This window comes from Caballeronia eucalypticola (genome assembly GCF_047608185.1).
GTDB lineage: Bacteria > Pseudomonadota > Gammaproteobacteria > Burkholderiales > Burkholderiaceae > Caballeronia.
The window spans coordinates 96,380-115,858 of sequence record NZ_JBLKRU010000007.1; the positions used below are offsets into that span (position 1 = coordinate 96,380).

The 19,479-nt window shown below is 58.8% G+C and carries 19 protein-coding genes; 11 read left to right on the top strand and 8 right to left on the bottom strand.

Annotated features, from left to right (window positions below; all coding sequences use genetic code 11):
- Positions 1-37 precede the first annotated feature (37 nt).
- The 5 genes from ACMX25_RS10795 to ACMX25_RS10815 all read left to right on the top strand — a co-directional run bounded on the left by ACMX25_RS10795 (position 38) and on the right by ACMX25_RS10815 (position 4,113).
- On the top strand, positions 38-724 hold the full coding sequence (locus ACMX25_RS10795; RefSeq protein ID WP_414949775.1) for a TetR/AcrR family transcriptional regulator: 687 nt from the start codon (positions 38-40) through the stop codon (positions 722-724).
- A 230-nt stretch (positions 725-954) separates the two neighbouring features.
- Positions 955-2,712: a serine hydrolase gene (locus ACMX25_RS10800; protein ID WP_414949777.1), complete on the top strand. Its 1,758-nt coding sequence runs from the start codon at positions 955-957 to the stop codon at positions 2,710-2,712.
- Between the two features lie 138 nt (positions 2,713-2,850).
- Positions 2,851-3,141 (top strand): hypothetical protein, encoded by a 291-nt coding sequence (locus ACMX25_RS10805; protein WP_414949778.1) that lies wholly within the window; start codon positions 2,851-2,853, stop codon positions 3,139-3,141.
- Positions 3,142-3,174: 33 nt separating this feature from the next.
- The gene (locus tag ACMX25_RS10810; protein WP_414949779.1) at positions 3,175-3,390 is read left to right on the top strand and encodes a hypothetical protein; all 216 of its coding nucleotides are present in this window, start codon (positions 3,175-3,177) and stop codon (positions 3,388-3,390) included.
- Between the two features lie 177 nt (positions 3,391-3,567).
- Positions 3,568-4,113 carry a glutathione peroxidase gene (locus tag ACMX25_RS10815; protein WP_414949780.1) on the top strand — a complete coding sequence of 182 codons (546 nt, stop codon included), beginning with the start codon at positions 3,568-3,570 and terminating at the stop codon, positions 4,111-4,113.
- 129 nt (positions 4,114-4,242) lie between these two features.
- On the opposite strand, the gene ACMX25_RS10820 is transcribed toward ACMX25_RS10815, so the two are convergent.
- On the bottom strand, positions 4,243-5,457 hold the full coding sequence (locus ACMX25_RS10820) for an MFS transporter (RefSeq protein WP_414949781.1): 1,215 nt from the start codon (positions 5,455-5,457) through the stop codon (positions 4,243-4,245).
- A 78-nt stretch (positions 5,458-5,535) separates the two neighbouring features.
- Entirely contained in the window at positions 5,536-6,216 is a 681-nt protein-coding gene (locus tag ACMX25_RS10825) for a DsbA family oxidoreductase (protein ID WP_414949782.1), read from the bottom strand.
- Positions 6,217-6,308: 92 nt separating this feature from the next.
- Here ACMX25_RS10825 and ACMX25_RS10830 point away from each other — a divergent pair, with 92 nt between their 5' ends.
- Positions 6,309-7,232 (top strand): LysR family transcriptional regulator, encoded by a 924-nt coding sequence (locus tag ACMX25_RS10830; protein ID WP_414949783.1) that lies wholly within the window; start codon positions 6,309-6,311, stop codon positions 7,230-7,232.
- Positions 7,233-7,263: 31 nt separating this feature from the next.
- Here the strand turns inward: ACMX25_RS10830 and ACMX25_RS10835 are convergent, their stop codons facing one another.
- A complete protein-coding gene (locus ACMX25_RS10835; protein WP_414949784.1) occupies positions 7,264-8,847 on the bottom strand; it encodes a GGDEF domain-containing protein in 1,584 nt (527 codons plus the stop codon).
- A 703-nt stretch (positions 8,848-9,550) separates the two neighbouring features.
- On the opposite strand from ACMX25_RS10835, the gene ACMX25_RS10840 reads away from it, so the two are divergent.
- Positions 9,551-10,246, top strand: a complete 696-nt coding sequence (locus ACMX25_RS10840) for a P-loop NTPase family protein (protein ID WP_414949785.1) — start codon at positions 9,551-9,553, stop codon at positions 10,244-10,246.
- A gap of 160 nt (positions 10,247-10,406) precedes the next feature.
- Here the strand turns inward: ACMX25_RS10840 and ACMX25_RS10845 are convergent, their stop codons facing one another.
- The 5 genes from ACMX25_RS10845 to phnF all read right to left on the bottom strand — a co-directional run bounded on the left by ACMX25_RS10845 (position 10,407) and on the right by phnF (position 15,201).
- On the bottom strand, positions 10,407-12,644 hold the full coding sequence (locus ACMX25_RS10845) for an NADP-dependent isocitrate dehydrogenase (RefSeq protein WP_414949786.1): 2,238 nt from the start codon (positions 12,642-12,644) through the stop codon (positions 10,407-10,409).
- A 376-nt stretch (positions 12,645-13,020) separates the two neighbouring features.
- Positions 13,021-13,317 carry a 4Fe-4S dicluster domain-containing protein gene (locus tag ACMX25_RS10850; RefSeq protein ID WP_414949788.1) on the bottom strand — a complete coding sequence of 99 codons (297 nt, stop codon included), beginning with the start codon at positions 13,315-13,317 and terminating at the stop codon, positions 13,021-13,023.
- Positions 13,314-13,628 (bottom strand): hypothetical protein, encoded by a 315-nt coding sequence (locus ACMX25_RS10855; RefSeq protein WP_414949790.1) that lies wholly within the window; start codon positions 13,626-13,628, stop codon positions 13,314-13,316. Before ACMX25_RS10855 ends, ACMX25_RS10850 begins: the two co-directional genes overlap by 4 nt.
- Before the next feature lie 12 nt (positions 13,629-13,640).
- Complete coding sequence (locus tag ACMX25_RS10860) at positions 13,641-14,231, bottom strand: RNA polymerase sigma factor (RefSeq protein ID WP_414949792.1); 591 nt, start codon at positions 14,229-14,231, stop codon at positions 13,641-13,643.
- Between the two features lie 211 nt (positions 14,232-14,442).
- Complete coding sequence (gene phnF, locus ACMX25_RS10865; protein ID WP_414949793.1) at positions 14,443-15,201, bottom strand: phosphonate metabolism transcriptional regulator PhnF; 759 nt, start codon at positions 15,199-15,201, stop codon at positions 14,443-14,445.
- Between the two features lie 355 nt (positions 15,202-15,556).
- On the opposite strand from phnF, the gene ACMX25_RS10870 reads away from it, so the two are divergent.
- The 4 genes from ACMX25_RS10870 (at position 15,557) to ACMX25_RS10885 (ending at position 18,850) form a co-directional block, all read left to right on the top strand.
- Positions 15,557-16,456 (top strand): phosphate/phosphite/phosphonate ABC transporter substrate-binding protein, encoded by a 900-nt coding sequence (locus tag ACMX25_RS10870; protein WP_414949794.1) that lies wholly within the window; start codon positions 15,557-15,559, stop codon positions 16,454-16,456.
- Positions 16,453-17,298, top strand: a complete 846-nt coding sequence (locus tag ACMX25_RS10875; protein ID WP_414949795.1) for a phosphonate ABC transporter ATP-binding protein — start codon at positions 16,453-16,455, stop codon at positions 17,296-17,298. The genes ACMX25_RS10870 and ACMX25_RS10875 overlap by 4 nt, the downstream gene beginning before the upstream one ends.
- The gene (gene phnE, locus ACMX25_RS10880) at positions 17,295-18,095 is read left to right on the top strand and encodes a phosphonate ABC transporter, permease protein PhnE (protein ID WP_414949797.1); all 801 of its coding nucleotides are present in this window, start codon (positions 17,295-17,297) and stop codon (positions 18,093-18,095) included. The genes ACMX25_RS10875 and phnE overlap by 4 nt, the downstream gene beginning before the upstream one ends.
- Positions 18,096-18,193: 98 nt before the next feature.
- On the top strand, positions 18,194-18,850 hold the full coding sequence (locus ACMX25_RS10885; RefSeq protein WP_414949798.1) for an LbetaH domain-containing protein: 657 nt from the start codon (positions 18,194-18,196) through the stop codon (positions 18,848-18,850).
- Positions 18,851-19,479 lie beyond the last annotated feature (629 nt).

A 19,479-nucleotide genomic window follows, 5' to 3' on the forward strand; every position in this document is an offset into this window, starting at 1 on the left:
AAGATAAAATTGACGACGTCAACATTGGCGGAAACAGATGACTATCAAGAAGACGGGTAAGCGAGCCGAACAATCCAAGCAACCATTGGCGGCTGAGGCCAGGCGTCCGTATCACCACGGGGCATTGCGTGAGGCCATGCTGGAAGCAGCGGAGCGCATCCTGGCCCGCGAGGGCATCGGCGGGCTTACGTTGCGAGCCGCCGCGCGCGAGGCCGGCGCATCTCACGCCGCCCCCAAGAACCACTTCGACAATGTGACCGGACTGCTCAGCGATTTAGCAGCCGTTGGTTTTCGCCGCTTCGAAAGCAGCCTGCTCGAAGCGTCTGCGGCGGTCGCCGCTCCCGAGGCGCGACTTGCCGCGCAAGGACGCGCCTACGTTGAGTTCGCGACAGAGTTTCCGGGTCTATTCATGCTGATGTTCCGCAGCGAGCGGCTTGACCTCGAACGACCGGGTTTGCGCGAAGCGATGAGCGGCGCGTTGTCGGTGCTGCGCGCGACCGTCGGTGCGCCGCAAGAGCCTGACGCTCCGCTGTCCACAGAGGGCGCCGCGCGCGTGGTGACCGCCTGGGCACTGGTCCATGGATTTGCCATGCTCAAGGTCGACGGGCGTCTCGACGGCATAGTCCGCGGCTTGGCTGAAGGCATGGACGCAATGTCACTGCTTGATGTCATTCTCAAGTCAGGCGGCGGGCAACTGAGAAGTGGCGACCCGCTCGCGTGTTAGGAAAAAACGAGAAGAACAAACTGCACTTCTTCCGGTCCAACGTGTCCTTATCGTTCAAATGAAAACTTGCATTGTGTAATTCAAGGCATTTCAGCATTTCGATCGCGTTACGCTAACCCGAGTCGCGATTCTTTCTAACTCCACCCGCTTTTTGCTTCCGCGACCCTTAAAGAACGCCACGACCCAAGACGCTTCTCCGACACGCTTCTCTTGCCACTAAAGGACAATCGATGCTGAACGAATTGAGTGATTTTGATGCTTTGATGGAGAAGCTGGTTAGCGAATGGAACGTACCGGGTATTGGCGTCAGTATTCTTAAAGACGACAAGGTCCTGCTCGCCAAGGGATATGGGTATCGCGACTATGCACAGAAGCTGCCATTTACGCCGGCGACCGGGTTCCCGATTGCGTCGAACACAAAGCTGTTCACTGCCGTTGCGGCCGGCTTGCTGGTCGATCGCGGTCTGCTGAGCTTTGACCGTCCAATCCGCGATTTCGTCCCAAGTTTGAGTTTCTACGATAAATCACTTGATGAAACGGTGACGCTGCGCGACATGCTGGGTCACCGGACTGGCGTGCCGCGACACGACATGATCTGGTACGAAGCGCGCCTGTCGCCGAAGCAATTGTTCGAGCGGATCAGGTTCATGAAGCCGGAAGCGCCATTACGCACCAAGTTCATCTACAACAACATGATGTACGAGGCAGTGGGTCACATTATCGAATTGTTGACCGGGAAACCTTGGGATATCTTCGTCCACGACGAGATCCTGACACCGTTGGGCATGACCCGGACTGCCTTCTCGATTACCGGCATGCTTGCGCAGCCGGAATTTGCCGTGCCCTTCCTCGAGAAGCGCGATAGCAGTGAACTTTGGCAGCCTCCCTATATGGATGCTGACGAGTCGAGTCCCGCGGGAAGCATGGTTGCCAGTCTGGATGACATGTCTCGCTGGCTTGTCATGCTGATGAATGGCGGCCGACTCGATGGGAAACAGATTATTCCTGAGCGCATTTTGAAAGCGACGCTGGCACCCGGCTTGCCAATTCCCGATGCGATGGGCGAGGCCATGGGATTCTCGCCGGAGCTAAACGTCATCTATGGCATGGGCCGGCAAACCGCTTCGTACCGAGGGCATTTGCTCACGAGTCACGGGGGCGACCTGCGTGCCTTTCACTCCCAGATCTCGTACTTGCCACGCGAGAAAATTGGCGTGAGTGTGTTCGTTATTGGGGATCATTGCGCGATGCTGCGCAATGTCGTTGGCTACGAAATTTGCGACCGCATGCTGGGACTGGCTCCTACGGACTGGACCGAACGCATGCTCGACTTCAGCAAGAAGATAAGAAGCACCATGCGCGAGGCGCGTCAACGCGTGACGCCTAATGCCGTGCCGAACACATGCCCGTCGCACGACCTTGCGGAATACGCAGGGCATTACGGCCATCCTGCTTATGGCACGTTGACTGTCGCGCTACATGACAAGCAGCTTCAGTTTGAATTCCGCCATGCCAGGCTCGCACTGAATCACTTTCACTATGATCGTTTCGACACCCCCGATGACGAGGCCGAAGGTGCCTGGTCCGTATCGTTCCAGACGAGCCCGCTAGGCGACATCGACCGCGCGGTGCTGTGGCTGGATGAGGCCGATGCGGTATTCGTGCGTGTCCCTGATTCACTGCCGGCTAGCGTGATCGAAAAGCTCGTGGGGACCTACGTGACGGCGTTCGGGATCAAGGCGGCGGTCCAGTTCAACCGTGACGAGAAGCTCGTGCTGCGCTTTCCGATGTCGCCCGCCGAAGTCCTCGTGCCGCTCAAGGATCTTCAGTTCCGAAGCCGGATGAGTCCGGAAACCACGTTTGAATTTGTGATGGAATCAGGCTGCGTGACCGCATTGAGGCACTGGAACTCGCGAGTGGAAATGATCCTGACACGTATAGAGGATGACGAATCAATCGATGCCATGGACGAGGACGCGTCAACCTGAGGCCCCTCGTTTTTACAGGACGTTTACGGCGGCAAGCGTTCTTTCGACACGGCTGTTACTGCGGAAGGTCAACAATAGGAAGCGATCCGAAGACGCTAAGGTTTTCGCATGATCGACACTATAGAAAGCGGGAGCACCATGACCGACGACGTTACGGCTTTGATCGAAGAAATTCAGCGATATGCAAGAAACCGCGCGCAGGATGTGACGCGCGGCGCGGAAACGCCGGCACTGGCCGCGTTGATGACCGAGAAATTCGGTGAAGGTTTGGTAAAGGCGGGGCACTTGCTGGGCGTTGAGCGAGTCGATGCACTGAAGGACGAAATCAGCCGTCTGGTTCGCGTGATCGACGCGCAATACCCCAAGCATCTTCAATACCGTTTTGAAGCGCGTCCGGCGGGACTTGCCATTAATGGCGAGTCCCATTGAGCGTTGCCTGCGCCAATTTTTCTGGAGAATGTGATGGCTTTCAAACAAACCAAGGGCAACATGACGGTTGAGGCTTGCGTCCTGCCGTCTCCCGGCCAGATGTTCAAAGGCGCTATTCGGGTGACTACCATTCGAGACACGAAGAAGATTGAGCGAGTGACGGGTCGCGGTTGTGGTCGCCCGGTGCGCGAGGCCGACGCGGCATTGGCGATGGCTGAATCTGCAGCTAGGCAGATGATCGGCGCTTAAGCGTTCACAGCTTTAACCGGTACAACCAAGCGTTCCGTTTGCTCATGAGGGCAATGCTCTGCAGCCACAAACGGTCCGGAGTAGGATAGACGGCGCTTATGTGAATTAGCAGAAGCGCCTCATTTCTGCCTGACCCCTTTCTCCATCCAGCTCAAACGAGCCAAAACGAGTCCAAACATGAGCCAGACAATCTACGATATTCCCGTGAATTCCATCGACGGCGCAGCGCTTACGCTTGAGCCGTTTAAAGGCAAGGTTTTGTTGATCGTGAACGTAGCCTCCAAGTGCGGGCTTACACCGCAATATGAAGCGCTGGAAAAACTCTATGAAGACAAACGAGCCGAGGGCCTTGAAGTGCTGGGTTTCCCGGCGAACAACTTCAAGGGGCAAGAGCCGGGGAGCAATGCCGAGATCGCGGAATTCTGCAGCTCGACCTACGGCGTGAAATTTCCGATGTTTTCGAAAGTATCCGTAGTTGGTGCAGACCAGCATCCGCTGTACCAGACGCTCACCAGCACACAGCCGGACGCAACTGGCGACGGCCCGTTTCGCGAGCGCCTCAAAGGCTACGGCATTGAACCTAACCCCGCGCCTGACGTGTTGTGGAACTTCGAGAAGTTCGTGATTGGCAGGGACGGGCGCGTGGCAGGCCGTTTCTCGCCGGATGTCACGGCAGATGATCCACGCCTGCTTGAGACTATTCAAACCGCACTGGCGAACTAAGCTAGCGACGCCTTCGCGCGGTGAGACCGCCGGCAAGACCGGTGATCGCATCACGCAAGGGCTTAAATTGGGGCCGTCACGTCACCCAAGCGCTCCCGCCATTGCAAGGAACGCTCAACTCTATTTCGCTTAAGCGGTCGCTGTCGCAACCGACCTGCCGACCATCAGGTAATGAATCAGCGCGATGATCGGGAACACGCTCGCGACCATGGCGGTCAACGGCCATCCACCATGGTCATACAAGCTGCTGGCGAGCGCTGACCCAATTGCGCCGCCAATGAAGATGCTGGTCATATAAAGCGCATTCAGACGATTGCGGCTGGCCGCATGCAACGCATAGATCTCACGCTGGCCGAGCACCATGTTCATCTGCACGGCGAAGTCCAGCACAACGCCGGTCACAACGAGTCCACCCACGCCCCACGCCGGATGAATCAGTCCCGGTGTGAATGCGAGCGCCCCGACGACGAGGGCTATCAACGTCGCGCGAACTGAATGCCCGGCATCGGCGAGCCGCCCTGCCACGGGAGCCGACGTGGCGCCTATCGCGCCGACCAGCGCGAACACGGCAATCGCGTTCTGCGACAAGCCGTAATGACGCGTCAGTTCGATCGGCACCGCGGTCCAGAAGAGGCTGAACGTGGCAAACATCAACCCTTGATACAACGCGCGATGACGCAGTGTCGGCAAGGTCGCAACCAGTTCGCCAAGCGAATGAATCAACTGAAAGTAGGTCGCTTGATGCGACGGCTGGCGGCGCGGGATGGTCAGCGCCAGGACCGCCGTCACGATGGCCATCAACACCGCCGCCGAGCCGAATACCGTGCGCCAGCCAAAATGACCGGCGACCACGCTTGAGATCGGACGTGACAACAATATGCCAAGCAGAAGCCCGCTCATGATGTTGCCGACCACGCGGCCACGCGACTCGTCCGGTGCAAGATGGGCGGCCAAAGGGATCAGGATCTGCACGGCGACCGAACTGAAACCGACCAGCAACGACACCGCCAGGAACGCGCTCGGCTGACGCGTTACAGCGGCCAGCGCGAGACTGAAGATCGAGACAATGGCTGTCGTGATCATCAGCTTGCGATTCTCCAGCAGATCGCCAAGCGGAACCAGGAAGAACAGTCCCAATGCATAGCCGATCTGCGTAAGCGAAACAATCAGGCTCGCCATGCCGCCCGACATGTGAATGTCCGGTGCGATGAGCTCGGTGATCGGTTGCGCATAGTAGAGGTTGGCGACGATCGCGCCGCAGCAGAACGCGAACAGCGCGGTCATGCCCTGGGTTAGCTTGACTGTGCCGCCGTTCTGGCCGGCAGCAGGTGCGTTAGGCGTCATGTGATAGATCCTTAGTAATCGAAACTGTTTAATGTTCGATGTTCATCAAGCGGTTCCCGCGCGGCTTCACTGACGGGTTCATGCGGTGCTCCGTTCGAGTGCCGCCCGCAGCGCGTTGGCGAATACCGCCGGCGGTTGCGCGCCGCTGATCGCATCGCCTGCGATGAACACGGTCGGCACCGAGCGAACGCCTTGCTGCTGAGTCAGCCGCTGCGCGGCGAGCACCCCTGCAAGACCTTGGCCTAGCAAGAGGTACTTCTCTGTAGCGGCGGCATTGAAGCCAGCTTTCGCGGCGAGTTCAACCAACGTGCCGATCAAGCCAATATCGCGGCCCTCGGAGAAGTACGCGGCGAATATCGACTCATAGAGGGCTTCGGTCTTGCGCGCGTCGCCCACGCTTAACGCGTACTGCATCAGCTGATGAGCGAGACGTGTGTTCGGCGTCCTGCTCACCCGCTCGAAATTGAATTGCGCGCCGGCAGCCAGACCGGTCGCCGCAACCTGCGCATCCATTCCTTGCGAGCGTACCCAACTGCCGAACTTGGCCGTCCGATATCCGCGCCGGTCCATTCCGACCGCGGGCATCGTGGGATTCAATTCGAACGGTGCGTACGTCATTGAAACGGGGACTGGCAGGTTGGCCGCACGAATTCCCGAGGCAAGATTCAGGTGCCCGATCCAGCACCACGGGCAAATAAAGTCGTAGCTGACAGAGAGTTCGATGACCTGCACGGCGCGCTCCCGAGAATGAGTACGCATAGGATATCGATTGCAATTCGTTAGTAGAATACGTTCGCAAAGCAATCTTGCGTTGCGTGCCACGCAACGTTTCGCACAGCGGAGCCATCAAAGTGGACAAACTGGTCGCATTGACGACGTTGCTGGAAGTGGCCGAAGCCGGCGGCTTTTCCAAGGCCGCGCAACGGCTAGGGGTGGCCACTTCGTCAGTCACACGCCTGATGGATGCGCTCGAAGCGTCGCTGGGTACTGCGTTGCTGACGCGTACTACGCGCCGCGTCAGCCTCACCGACGCGGGCACGGCGTACGTCGAGCAAATCAGCAAGGTGCTGGACGATCTTGCTGAAGCCGACGACAGCATCTTCGACAGCGGCGCGGCGCCCGTTGGCGCGCTGCGTATCTCCGTGCCAACTGCTTATAGCCGGTTGTGCCTGGCGCCTCACCTTGCCACCTTCCTGAGCGAGTATCCCCGCGTGGTCCTTGACGTGGTGGTCGCCGATCACTATGTCGACCTGGCGACAGAACGTATTGATGTCGCGATTCGAATCGGCTTGCCCGCACGCGATGAAAGCCTGGTCGTCAGGAAGCTGGCCGACAACAAGCGTTTTGTCGTGGCGAGCCATGAGTATCTGGAACGGCACGGCACGCCCGATGAACCACAAGCGCTAGCGCACCACGAATGCCTGCGCTTCGCGTATGGCGGTCCGCGTCGGGCGACAAGACAGGTGTGGACGTTTCGGCGTGGAGTGACGGAAGAACGCGTCGAAGTGCGCGGCCACCTGATTGCCAATAACCCCGACGTGCTGTTCGAAGCCGTCCTCGCGGGCAGGGGCATTGCGCTGTTGCCCGAGTGGCTGGTGGCGCAGGAAATTGGCGCCGGTCATCTCCTGCGCCTCTTTGAAAATACCGAGGTCAATCCGCATGCGGGCGATTCGGTCATCTATGCGGCTTATCTGCCGAATCGCCGGCATTCGAGCAAGGTACGCACCTTCGTGCAGTTTCTCGCTGCACGCGTGCAAACGCCAACGGTGGAATGACGGCTGCAGGGTGCCGGTGAAGCTAATGATGCTAGTGGCTGGTCGAGTTTTCGATGTCCGACACAATGCAGTTACGCCCGCCCAGCTTGGCGCTGTAAAGCAGCTTGTCGGCGCGTAGTAGAAGCGCGTCGAGCGTCTCATGCTCTGTTTGCGAAGCCAGCGAGATCCCGAAGCTCAACGTGACTGTAAAGCGGACACCATCCAGCTCCAGCGCGGTGACCGCCAGACGCCGCCGCAATTCGTTAGCGGTGGCAATGGCTTCGCTGGCGTCATCGACCTTTGTCAGCACGGCGAATTCCTCGCCGCCGAGGCGTGCCACGATGTCCGGCTGACGCCAGATCTCGCTGCACAATCTTCCAATTGTTTGCAGCGCCAGGTCACCGGCGGCGTGGCCCAGGGTATCGTTGATCTGCTTGAAGCGGTCTGCGTCGAACATGATGAGGACCTGCTTGGCTTCTGTCTCCGTGTGGCGGCTTAGCGAAACAGTCGCCTTGCGTTCAAACGCGCGGCGGTTAAGCAGACGGGTCAGGAAGTCGGTGTCGGCAACGGTTTCAAGTTCGCGCAGCAGGATATTGCGCTCATGTTCGAGCCGCATTTTCTCGATGCTGTTTTCCTTCAACACAAGGATTGCGTGAAACAGGCTGCGGATCTCAAGCGGTTGTTCACCGTGAGGAATGGGCGTCTCGAGTTTTCCGTCGGCGATCGCCATGACGATGTCCGCTGCTTCAATGAACGGTTGAACGAACCGCCGCCTGAAGTACACGGACGCAATCAGCAAAAGGTAAAGAACAGCCGCCGAGCCAATGACGCTTGCAACCAGCAACATCAGCGATTCATTACGATGCCCTTTGACTTCGGCTTCCGCCAGATCCAGCACGTAGTCGCGAAATTGCACGATGGGCCGCATGGTCGGCACATACTCCGCAGCCAGTTCGGCAGCCGTGAGATTGGCGCCTTCGGGACGCGTCGCCATCTCGCGGACACGCGCTATGTAGCTCAGGCCGTTGTCGTAATAGACGCTGGTCAGGCTCTGATAAGTGGTTGCGCTAATCGGCGTATGTTCTACGCGGGCACTAATCAGGCTGCGCAATTCGTCTATACGTCCTTTAGCCCGTTCTTGCGCGAATAATTCGGTTTCACTCAACGGCCGGTGAGCGGTCAGCGCCGCAGTGAAGGTCGACCCCAGAAGCCCGGCCTGTTCACGAAGTTGAGCCGTCAACCGAGCGGTCAAGACGCAATTCAGCGCGCTCGGATCGCCGCGCACAATGCCTGCCGCGCTGGCATTTGCAAGCGGCCCAAAATTGGGAATGACGGCGATCATCTGGTTGACCGCGCTTAGGACCGCATCATGGTCACGTTTTTCTATGGGCTGAGCGATGAGGCTGTCGACTTGCTTGCGGGCAGCAACTAGCTGTGTTTGTACGATATCAACAGACGCACGTTCAGTCGTGCAGTCGGGGCATACGCCACTTGCAATCAGCGAGCGCAACACGGCCAGGCGCCGGTCGCTTTCAGCACGCGCGTTAATTAAGGGAAGCCGCAGCGCCGGCGCATTCTGTGCGTCTGCACCTAGCGCACCGTTAGCGGGACCACGTTCCGCCGATACGCTTTCCATGGCGAGTAATGCGGCGCGAAAACGGTCTAATGATTGAACCCCATTCTCCGCTAAGGAATAGGTGTGTGATTGATGCAGGAGTAAGGGCGTCGCAAGACTCAGGACCAGCACGCACAGAGCGGCCGTTGTCAGCTTGAGTCGCTTGGCAAGCAAGATCCGGGTTGTGGGCATTTTTGTTAATTCGCAGCAGGTCGCTTGCCAGACACATTCTTTAAACAGGGCGACTATGCAGCCGATGATTCAACATACCGCAGCCCATTGGAATCGTCTACTCGGACAAAACACGATCGTTAGACCGTTTCCTTTCGATAAAACCAGCGAGTTGTCTATCCGGAACCGTGGAGCGGGTGTCGAGGAAGATTTAAGCGCAGATGATTTCTCTTAGTTAACGGCACGTTAGCCGCTTTCTTTATTGGCGAGGCATGCATGCAATCGTTTGCTGTCTTGTCAGCTAAGCCACGGACGCGCCAGTCATGCGGGACGCTCCAAGCGCAGCATCCGTCCGACTTAACGACTTGACGACCGAAGAAAGCGATTTAACAATTCCATGCGATAGCGCCGCATGCATGCTGTCACGCATTTCTTTTCCGTGTAGCCTAAGCCGCTGTTACTTGTGCCGTTTTTAGCCAAGTCGCTGTCACGTCATCGAAACTCGATACGCTTTTTTCCACCCATCCCGCTCCTCGACAAAGGATCCGCAGAAATGAGCTACATCCACTTTATCGGTGGCGAAAAAGGAGGCGTCGGCAAATCGCTCGTCGCCCGCGTATTGGCCCAGTATTTTGTTGATCGGAGCATCCCGTTTACAGGTTTCGACACCGACAAATCGCACGGCGCGCTACTGCGGTTCTATGCGGATTTTGCTGCGCCGGCCGTGCTTGATCGTCACGATAGCCTCGACCCCATCATTGAACAGGCGCTCGAAGATCCTCAGCGGCGCATCCTGGTTGATCTCGCCGCGCAGACGCAGCAGTCTCTCGGCAAATGGCTTGAGGACGCGGATGTCATTGGTCTCGCGCATGAGCATGGTTTGACGCTGACCTGGTGGCACGTCATGGACGCCGGGCGTGATTCGGTCGACCTGCTGCGGCAGTGGCTCGACCAGTTCAGTGGACGCATCAAACTGGTGATCGTGCTCAACGAGGTTCGTGGTGACCGGTTCGAGATTCTGGAAGCATCGGGGGAACTCGTCCGGGCCAAGGCGTTGGGTGCCAGTGTGATCAGCCTGCGACGCTTGCCCGACACCACAATGCAGAAAATCGATCAGCATGGCGTCAGTTTTTGGGCGGCTGTCAATCACGCGGATCGAGCCGCTTCCGGGCTTGGTTTGCTGGAGCGGCAGCGCGTCAAGGTGTGGTTGAACCGGACCTATGGGGAACTTGGAAGTCTGGCGTTGTGAGCGGGGCGCCAGACATTAGGTAGTTATACAAACTAAATGAGGAAAAAATAAGCGCGAAGAGTTCTGTTGAACTATCCGCGCTGATGCCTGCGAGAAACATCGCACTCTTCCGGCTGAAACCGGAAGAGTGCGATCATTGGCTACACGCCAATCAAACGCCTTAAGCCTGAGCTGCCGCCAGTGCAGCGTTCAGTGTCTTGCTGGGGCGCATTACCGACTCCAGCTTCGCAAAGTCCGGCTTGTAATACCCGCCGATGTCCGCTGCGCCACCCTGGACCGCTGACAACTCCGCCACGATAGTCTTCTCGTCCGCCGTCAATTGGTTTGCCAACGGTGCGAACTGAGCAGCCAGTCCCGCGTCCTCGGTTTGCGCCGCGAGTTCCTGCGCCCAGTACATCGCGAGATAGAACTGGCTGCCGCGGTTGTCGAGTTGTCCAGTCTTCGGCGACGGGTTCTTGTTGTTCTCCAGCAGTTGTCCCGTGGCGGCATCCAGCGTCTTTGCCAGGACCTTGGCCCGCGTGTTGCCGGTCTTGATGCCAAGATCCTCCAGCGACACCGCCAGCGCCAGGAATTCGCCCAGCGAATCCCAGCGCAGATGGTTCTCTTCCACCAACTGCTTCACATGCTTCGGCGCTGAACCACCCGCACCGGTTTCATACATACCGCCGCCGGCCATCAACGGAACGATGGAGAGCATCTTGGCACTGGTGCCGAGTTCCATGATCGGGAACAGGTCGGTCAGGTAGTCACGCAGAATGTTGCCCGTCACCGAGATTGTGTCCAGGCCGCGGATCACGCGTTCCAGCGTATAACGCATCGCGCGCACTTGCGACATGATCTGGATATCCAGGCCGCTCGTGTCGTGATCCTTCAGGTAGGTCTCGACCTTCTTGATCACTTCGGCTTCGTGCGGACGATACGGGTCCAGCCAGAAAATGGCCGGCATACCGGAATTGCGTGCACGCGTGACAGCCAGTTTGACCCAGTCGCGGATCGGCGCGTCCTTGACCTGGCACATGCGCCAGATGTCGCCTTCTTCCACGGTTTGCGTCAGCAGCACTTCACCGGTCGCAATGTCGACAATGCGCGCTTCGCCGCCTTCCGGCACTTCAAACGTCTTGTCATGCGAGCCGTATTCCTCGGCTTGCTGAGCCATCAAGCCGACGTTGGGCACCGTGCCCATGGTGACCGGATCGAAGTTGCCGTTGGTCTTGCAGAAGTTGATGATTTCCTGATAGATCCGCGCAAACGTGCTTTCCGGGATCACGGCCTTCGTGTCTTTCGGACGACCGTCGGCGCCCCACATCTTGCCGCCAATGCGGATCATCGCGGGCATGGACGCGTCCACGATAATGTCATTCGGTGCATGCAGGTTCGAGATGCCCTTGGCCGAATCGACCATCGCGAGTTCAGGACGATGCTCGTGGCACGCGTGCATGTCGCGGATGATTTCTTCGTGCTTGGAAGTCGGCAGGGTTTCCAGCTTGTCGTACAGGTTGACGAGGCCGTTGTTGACGTTCACGCCCAGCTCGTCGAACAGCTTGCCGTGCTTCTCGAAGGCTTCCTTGTAGAAGATCTTCACGGCATGACCGAAGACAATAGGATGCGAGACCTTCATCATGGTGGCCTTCACGTGCAGCGAGAACATCACGCCGGTCTTGCGTGCGTCTTCCATCTGTTCTTCATAGAAGTCGCACAGCGCCTTCTTGCTCATGAACATGCTGTCGATGATCTCGCCGTCCAGCAGCGATACCTTCGGCTTGAGCACAATGGTCTTGCCGCTTTGCGTGACCAGTTCCATCTTCACGTCGCGAGCCTTCGCAACGGTCATGGACTTTTCACCGTGATAGAAGTCGCCGTGCCGCATGTGAGCGACGTGGGTGCGCGAAGCCATGCTCCACTCGCCCATGCTGTGCGGATTCTTGCGCGCGTAGTTCTTGACGGCGGCAGGCGCGCGGCGGTCTGAGTTACCTTCGCGCAGCACCGGATTCACGGCGCTGCCCAAGCACTTGGAATAACGCTGGCGGATTGCTTTTTCAGCGTCGGTCTTCGGCTCTTCGGGGAAATCCGGAACCTTGTAGCCTTTGCCCTGCAGTTCCTTGATCGCGCCGATCAACTGGTGCTGCGACGCGCTGATGTTTGGCAGCTTGATGATGTTGGTTTCAGGCAGCAGTGTCAGGCGGCCGAGTTCGGCCAGGTTGTCCGGCACCCGTTGCTCTTCCGTCAGGAATTCCGGGAACTCGCCGAGGATACGGCCGGCGACTGAAATGTCGCTGGTGGTGACGCGGATTCCGGCCGGCGCGGTGAACGTGCGGATGATGGGCAGGAAGGCGCTGGTGGCCAGCAGCGGGGCCTCATCGGTGAGGGTGTAGATGATCGTAGGTTGCTCGGTACTCATCGCTTATCTCAAGAAAAATGGGTTGGGGGCGCCTCCGGCTGCGTCAACGACCGGGGTTAACCATCGAATTTTGCCTGATTTTGCTTTCAAGGGGGCTGAACCGGTCCTGCGATTCGCATCGGAACCCGTAAATTGAGGGTTTTTAATGCTGTCTCAGGCGGCTGGCGGAGCGTTCCGGGTCTACCTCGGCCGAACCTGCATGTGCGCTTAAGCGCCTAAATTTAAAGGCTAAATTGCTATGCGGGTTGTGTGGGCCGCTGCTTGCGGCCGCCTTACATCGTTAATAACAGCCCTCGCGGCAATAGCAAAGAAAAATCGCGACCCGATGTCAGTGCTGCGTCCATGTGACCGGAAAATGCCCGGCGCCGGCGTGCCGTCAACTCATCCGCGCCAGCGTAATGGCCCGCTCCGGACACGCGGTCACGCATAAGCCGCACGCGCGGCACGCATCGGCGTTCGGCGTGTAGGCGACTTGCATGCCGTGCACGCGCAGCTTGAATTTTTGCAATGCCCCCAGGCGCTGATAGTCGGCGTGGTCGATCCGGCGGATCTCGAAGACGTTCTCCGGACACACGACCGCGCAATCGGCCTTGCCCTCGCACCGGCCGAAGTTCACGACGGGCGCGATCACGCCCGGCGCCTGTTTGCATGCGGATGCCGGCGCATTGCTCATACAGCATCCTCTAGCGGCTTGCGTTGGCCGCAGCGCATGACCTTCTTGAACTTGTCGCGCTCCTCGGGTGTCATTTGTTCCCACCGGCGCCACTGCTGGCGTCCACGCCAGCCGCCATGGCCGCGGAATCCGCCGAACAAGATCCGGCTCAGGATCAACAGGCCCAGCGCATGAGTGAAATCAATCGCGCGAGCCCCGACAAACAGCGCCGGCAGAACCCAATTCCATAGGGTCATCACCATCCATCCGAGCACCGCAATGCCCACGATAACCAACAGCACTTTGCCCACGACTCTCAGTCCGAAACGCATTTACCTTCTCCTTTAAATATCCAGTTCGTCATACACGGCTTGCAAGCGGGCGCGCAGATGCAGCACCGCATAACGCTTGCGTGCCAGCAGCGTGTTCAGCGTTACGCCGCTCTCTAAAGCCAGCTCCTTGAAACTGCGGCCCTCGATCTCGTGGGCGATGAAAATGTCGCGCTGGTTTTCCGGCAATTCGTCGAGCGCGTTTTGCAGCGCCACCAGAAGAACCGATCGTGCATAGGCGGCTTCCGGCCCGCCATCTTCGGAAGGGAGGGCCAGATCCAGCCGGTATTCATCGTCGATGGCATCGGCGTTGTCATGGGTCCCGGCCATCTCGCTCAGGGGCTGCTCTTTCTTCTTGCGAAAGCGGTCGATGATGCGATTGCGCGCCACGCGAAACAGCCATGCGCTGACTTGTTCAATCGGCTCGGGAAGCCGGTACGCCTGGACGAACTCGTGCAAGACGTCTTGCAGGATGTCTTCGGCGTCGCTTGGGTCACGCACACGACGCCGGATGAAGTTTCCGAGTTTTGTACGCTCACGCAAGACGGTCGCGGTGATGTCGCTATCTCTGTCGATCATCGGGTTCGTGGGCGGCGGCTGTTCCATACAGATGAAGACGTTTCACGATCGGGAATATTGTGGGCGGCAGGAAAAAAGCTGGCGCCGGGCTGGCTGACGCGTTGGCTGACCCGCGTTCCCGTGACGCGAACTAACAGGAGACCACGATTTTGACCGGGGAGGTGAAACTGCGGTTATGCGGGGAAGGGGCGCAGACGGACGTGCGAGGAATTTTTTCCGATGAGGGAAACGGTCACGCTCAGGTGTCGTTTCCCACCATCAGCTGGACCCGGTCCGTGGCGAAATGCGTCACACCGTATTTGATCGGCATGCCCTGGAGATCAACATCGACGTTCTCCACCCACAGCACCGGTTGCTGACGGTTGATGTTCAGTCTTTGCATGACTTCCGAATCGGGCAATACGCTGCCGATACGGTTCCACTTGCGCAAATAGTCGGTCACGCCGAGTTCGGCCAGCGCACTCGTGATACTGCCCTTGGACCCCAGCACTTGCGGCAGATTCGCGAAACGCGTCGCAGGGTACCAGTTGCGCGCAAAAGTCAGTGGCACGCCGTCCGATTCGTGCAGGGTCTCGATCTGGTAGACGGACGCGCCCGCGCGCAAGGCAAGCGCCTCTGAAATGTTGGGCGCGGCGCGCACCTTGAGCGCGCGGAGCATGGTGGCGGCCGCTGTATGACGCTGCTGACGCAGATTTTCCGAGAAGCGCGTGCGCTGCCCGATCGTGTAATCGATAGCGCGCAACTGCGCAAACGTGCCTCGTCCCTGCCTGACGCTGACAAGGCCGCGTGCGGCAAGTCCGGTCATCGCGCGGCGCACGGTATGGCGATTAACGTCAAACCTTTTGGCGAGTTCGGCTTCGGTCGGCATGCGCCCGTCCTTGCCAAACCTGCCTGTTCCAATCTCCGCCGCAAGGATCTGTTCGATCTGACTCCACATTGCAACGCCCGCGCGGCGTGCGAGCGCGGTGTCCGGCGTGGCGTTATCCATCGCTGTCATTGTGTCGTCATTCCGCTCGGTTCAAATGAATTGCCGTCGCGAATTGTAGGGGGCGACCCGTGATGGAAATATGAGGGTTTCCTTGCGTGATAGTAAGGGTAGGGTTAAACACACCAATATACGTATAGATGTCCGCATGAATTCTACGTATCGGCTGGTCTAAGTCGCACCCACGGAAACGCATTCATCTAGACGTCTCGATAAGTACATCGATGTGTCACACGAGGTTTATAGAGTGACGTGGCTCGACAGAAGTCCACACGAAGTCCACGCGCACTGATGACCTGCACGGAGCGGGATCGAAACCTTGAATTGCCGTTAGCCCGGCACTCGCGAAATTTCAGTTGAGGAAAATATGAAGGTATCCAAAGTTCTGGTTGCTGTGTCGTTGGCAGCAGGTCTCGTTTCCGCAACCGCCCACGCGGCCGGCGCCTGCCCGAATGACGGTGTGGTGCGCTTCGGCGTCGAGCCCTACGAATCAGCGCAACGCATGCTGCCGGTCTATACGGACCTCGCCAAGATGATCGGCGACAAGCTGGGCTGCACCGTTCAGCTTTATGTAGCGACCAGCTACAACGCTGAAATTGAGGCAATGCGGAGCAACAAGCTTGAGTTCGGCCAGTTCGGACCGCTCGGGTATGTGCTGGCCCACCAGGTCGCGCATGCGCAAGCCGTCGCCACGTTCGCGGGCGAGCAAGGCAAGCCGGCTACCTATTACGCTTCCATCGTCACGTGGCCGGGTTCGGGTGTCAAGACGCTGGCGGACGTCAAGGGCCGTTCGTTTGCCTACGCCGATCCGGCTTCCACGTCCGGGCACTTGTTTCCCGCGTTTGGCCTGAGCAAGAACGGCATTGATCCGGACAAGGGCGTGAAGGGGCTTTATGCAGGCAGTCACACTGCATCGTTCGAAGCGCTGCGCAACCATAAGGTCGACGTGGGCGAACTGAACAGCGAGGAAATCGAGAGCGCCAAGTTACACAATGAGTACGATCCTTCGGCCTACGTAACGTTGTGGAAGTCGCAACCCATCCCGCTCGATCCGTTGGCCGTGCGTGCCGACTTGCCTGCCGATTTCAAGGCTCGGCTCACCCGCGTGTTGAGCTCGCTTGATTTCCACGAGTTGCCGGAGGTGGATCAAAAGTTCCTGGCATCGAATGAAAACCCCGAACTGAAGACGGTGCCCCAGACGGACGCGGCCTACGATCAGATTCGCGACCTGGTCTCGACGCTCCACATCGACCTGGCGAAGCTGTGAATACCCCCTTCAGTACATCGCGTGATATACCGCTGGGTCCGGCGGGGGCGTTTTCATCGATGGGTTCGACCAAGCCTGCCGTGCGCGCGGCCGGCGTCAGGTTGGCTGTCCGCGATCTGACCATGCGCTACGCGAACGGTCATACCGCGCTGCGCAGCCTGAATTTGTCGGTGAGCGCCGGCGAGATGGTGGTGGTGCTCGGCAGTAACGGCAGTGGCAAGTCGACCTTTATGAAGTGCGTGGTGGGACTAAACCGGCCCACTGCGGGCTCCGTGAAAGTCGCCGGTCGGGATCTGGCCACGCTGTCGGGCGAGTCCCTCAGGGAAGCGCGTTTGCCGCTCGCGCTTATTTCGCAGAACGCGAATCTCGTCAAGCGACGCAGCGTCCTGGCGAACGTCTGCTGCGGAGCGCTCGGCCGTCACCGGACGCTGATGAGCGCGTTCGGGCGTCTGCCACGTGACGAGATTGAACCGGCAATGAGCTATCTGGACGAAGTCGGTTTGCTGCATCTGGCTCGCCAGCGAGCCGGCACGCTCTCGGGCGGACAGGCGCAGCGCGTGGCTGTTGCCCGTGCGCTGGCGCAGCGCCCGGACGTCTTGCTGGCGGACGAACCGGTTGCGAGCCTGGATCCCGAAGCCGCCGATGAGGTCATGCGGTTGCTGCGCCGCCTCGCCACTGAGGACGGTCTTGCGGTCGTATGTGTGCTGCATCAACCGGAACTCGCGGCGCGTTATGCGGACCGCTTGGTCGGACTGCGCGGCGGCCTGCTGGAATTCGACCGTCAGGCATCCGATGTTTCCAGTCAGCAGATCGCGGGTCTTTATCTCGCCGAGGCGTCATGAGCAAGGTCATGGAAATGCGCACCCCACCCGGTGCGCCGGGTGCACGCACGGCTTGGTCCGTGCTTGCCGCTCTCGTCTTGCTCGCGTTGTTTGTCCAGGCATGGATTGTTGTTCAGGCGAGGCCGCAGGACCTGATTACCGGCGCGCATGGCATGGCCGACATCATGTCGCGCGCCATGCCGCCCGCGTTCGATCAGTTCGTCCCGAATCTATGGCCCGTGCTTGAGACGATTGACCTTGCGATTTTCGGCACCGTGTTCGGGATACTGCTTGCGTTCCCGCTGGCGATTCTGGCGGCCGCGAATCTTACTCCGGCGCTGCCGCTTTACTACGCCGCGCGATCGATCATTGGCGTGACCCGGGCGGTACCGGATTTGGTGTGGGCGCTGTTGTTCGTTACCGCCGTTGGACTGGGGCCGTTCCCCGGCGCGCTCGCGCTGGCGGTGCACTCGGTCGGCATGCTGGGGCGGTTGTTTGCAGAAGTGATCGAAGACATGGATATGGGCCCTGTCGAAGCGCTGACGCTGACCGGCGCCGGCCGCGTGCAGGTGTTGGCTCACGCGGTGGTGCCGGGCGTGTTGCCTTCACTGCTTGGCATTGGTCTTTTCCGCTTCGATGAAAACCTGCGCTCGTCCCTCGTTCTAGGCTTCGTTGGCGCGGGCGGGATCGGGTTCCAGTTGTTGACCGCGATGAACCTGTTCCAGTATCAGACCGTGTCGTTCCTGTTGATCGCCACCTTCGTACTGGTCACATGTGCCGAACGCGGTTCCGCTTATTTACGCAAACTTTTCTTGTGAGCGTGGGGCGTCCGTTGACATCGATGCGCTTTGATATGCGTGGATGCGCGTCGATGTTCCGCGTCAGCTTTTCATCATTGAACCTCTGAGAATTTTTTATGCTGATTAATCATGGCGTCGGCGTCGATCCGTGGACGCTTGGCCAAACCTTATCGATAGAGCCCGAGATTCATCCGACAGCCGTGGTTCGTGCAAGCGACTTCGGGCGCTATACCTATTTAGGTCCGCGCAGCCAGGTGGCTGCATCGGTGATTGGCGATTACGGTTATGCGATGGGCGACAACCAGATTGCCCATGCACATATTGGCAAGTTCGCGAATATTGCTACGGGTGTTCGTATCAATCCGCCTAACCATCCAACGTGGCGCGCGACGCATCACCACTTTACTTATCGTTCACGGTCGTACGGTCTCTCGCTCGACGACGATACGGAGATTTTCCAATGGCGTGCGCAGGACAGGGTGGAGATGGGTCACGATGTGTGGATTGGCCACGATGCGATCGTCATGCCTGGGGTAAAGATTGGCACGGGGGCGGCCGTTGGTTCGGGCGCGGTCGTGACCAAGGATGTGCCGCCGTTCGCGATTGTTGTTGGCGTGCCTGCGCATGTGCTGCGGTTTCGGGTTGAGGCTCGCACGGCGGAGCGCTTGCAGCAGATCGCGTGGTGGGATTGGGATGCTGAGCGGATCGACGCGGCATTGGCCGATTTTCGTTCGCTTAGCGCGGATGAGTTTGCTGAGAAATATGGTGGGTGATGGTTTTCGTTCGCACTTGGGGCGGGGGCGGTTGGGGTTGAGGAGGGTGGTTCTGCGTTAGCGGTCTGGTTCATTGCCGGGTTGCTGCTTTTTAGGTCTTCGCGGGTTTTATTCTGGCTAATTTCTTTATCACTATTAGCCACTGCGCGTGGCAGCGCGTCATTTCTTTTTCCAAAGCGAAAAAGAAACGAAGCAAAGAAAACGCTTTCACCGCTCTACCCTAAGTGCCCACAGCGTGCAGTTTTCATTCATAGGTGCCCCAAAAGCACGGTGCTCGCCAGAGCGGAGGATGTGTGAAACCCTCCTTCTCGCGAATCCTGACAGTAAAACGCTTCGCCCCGTACGCTCTCGGGCAAGCACCAGTGCCCCACAGACCTATACGGCCTCACGCGTACTCTCGGCAGACAGCGACACGACACGGCACCGCCCGCGCTCTCGGGCAAACACGATTTTCCATGGGACCTTAACGACCTCCCGCGCATCTAATGCTTCGGTTCTTCGTGCGCTAGCTGCCTGGTCTGCGCAGTCATATCCGTGAATCACCGCCTGTGTACTACCGCTTCAGATTTTGGTGAACCGGTTAGTCGGCTGTCGTTATTTCGTCGGTTACGGTCTTATGCAATTTGGTC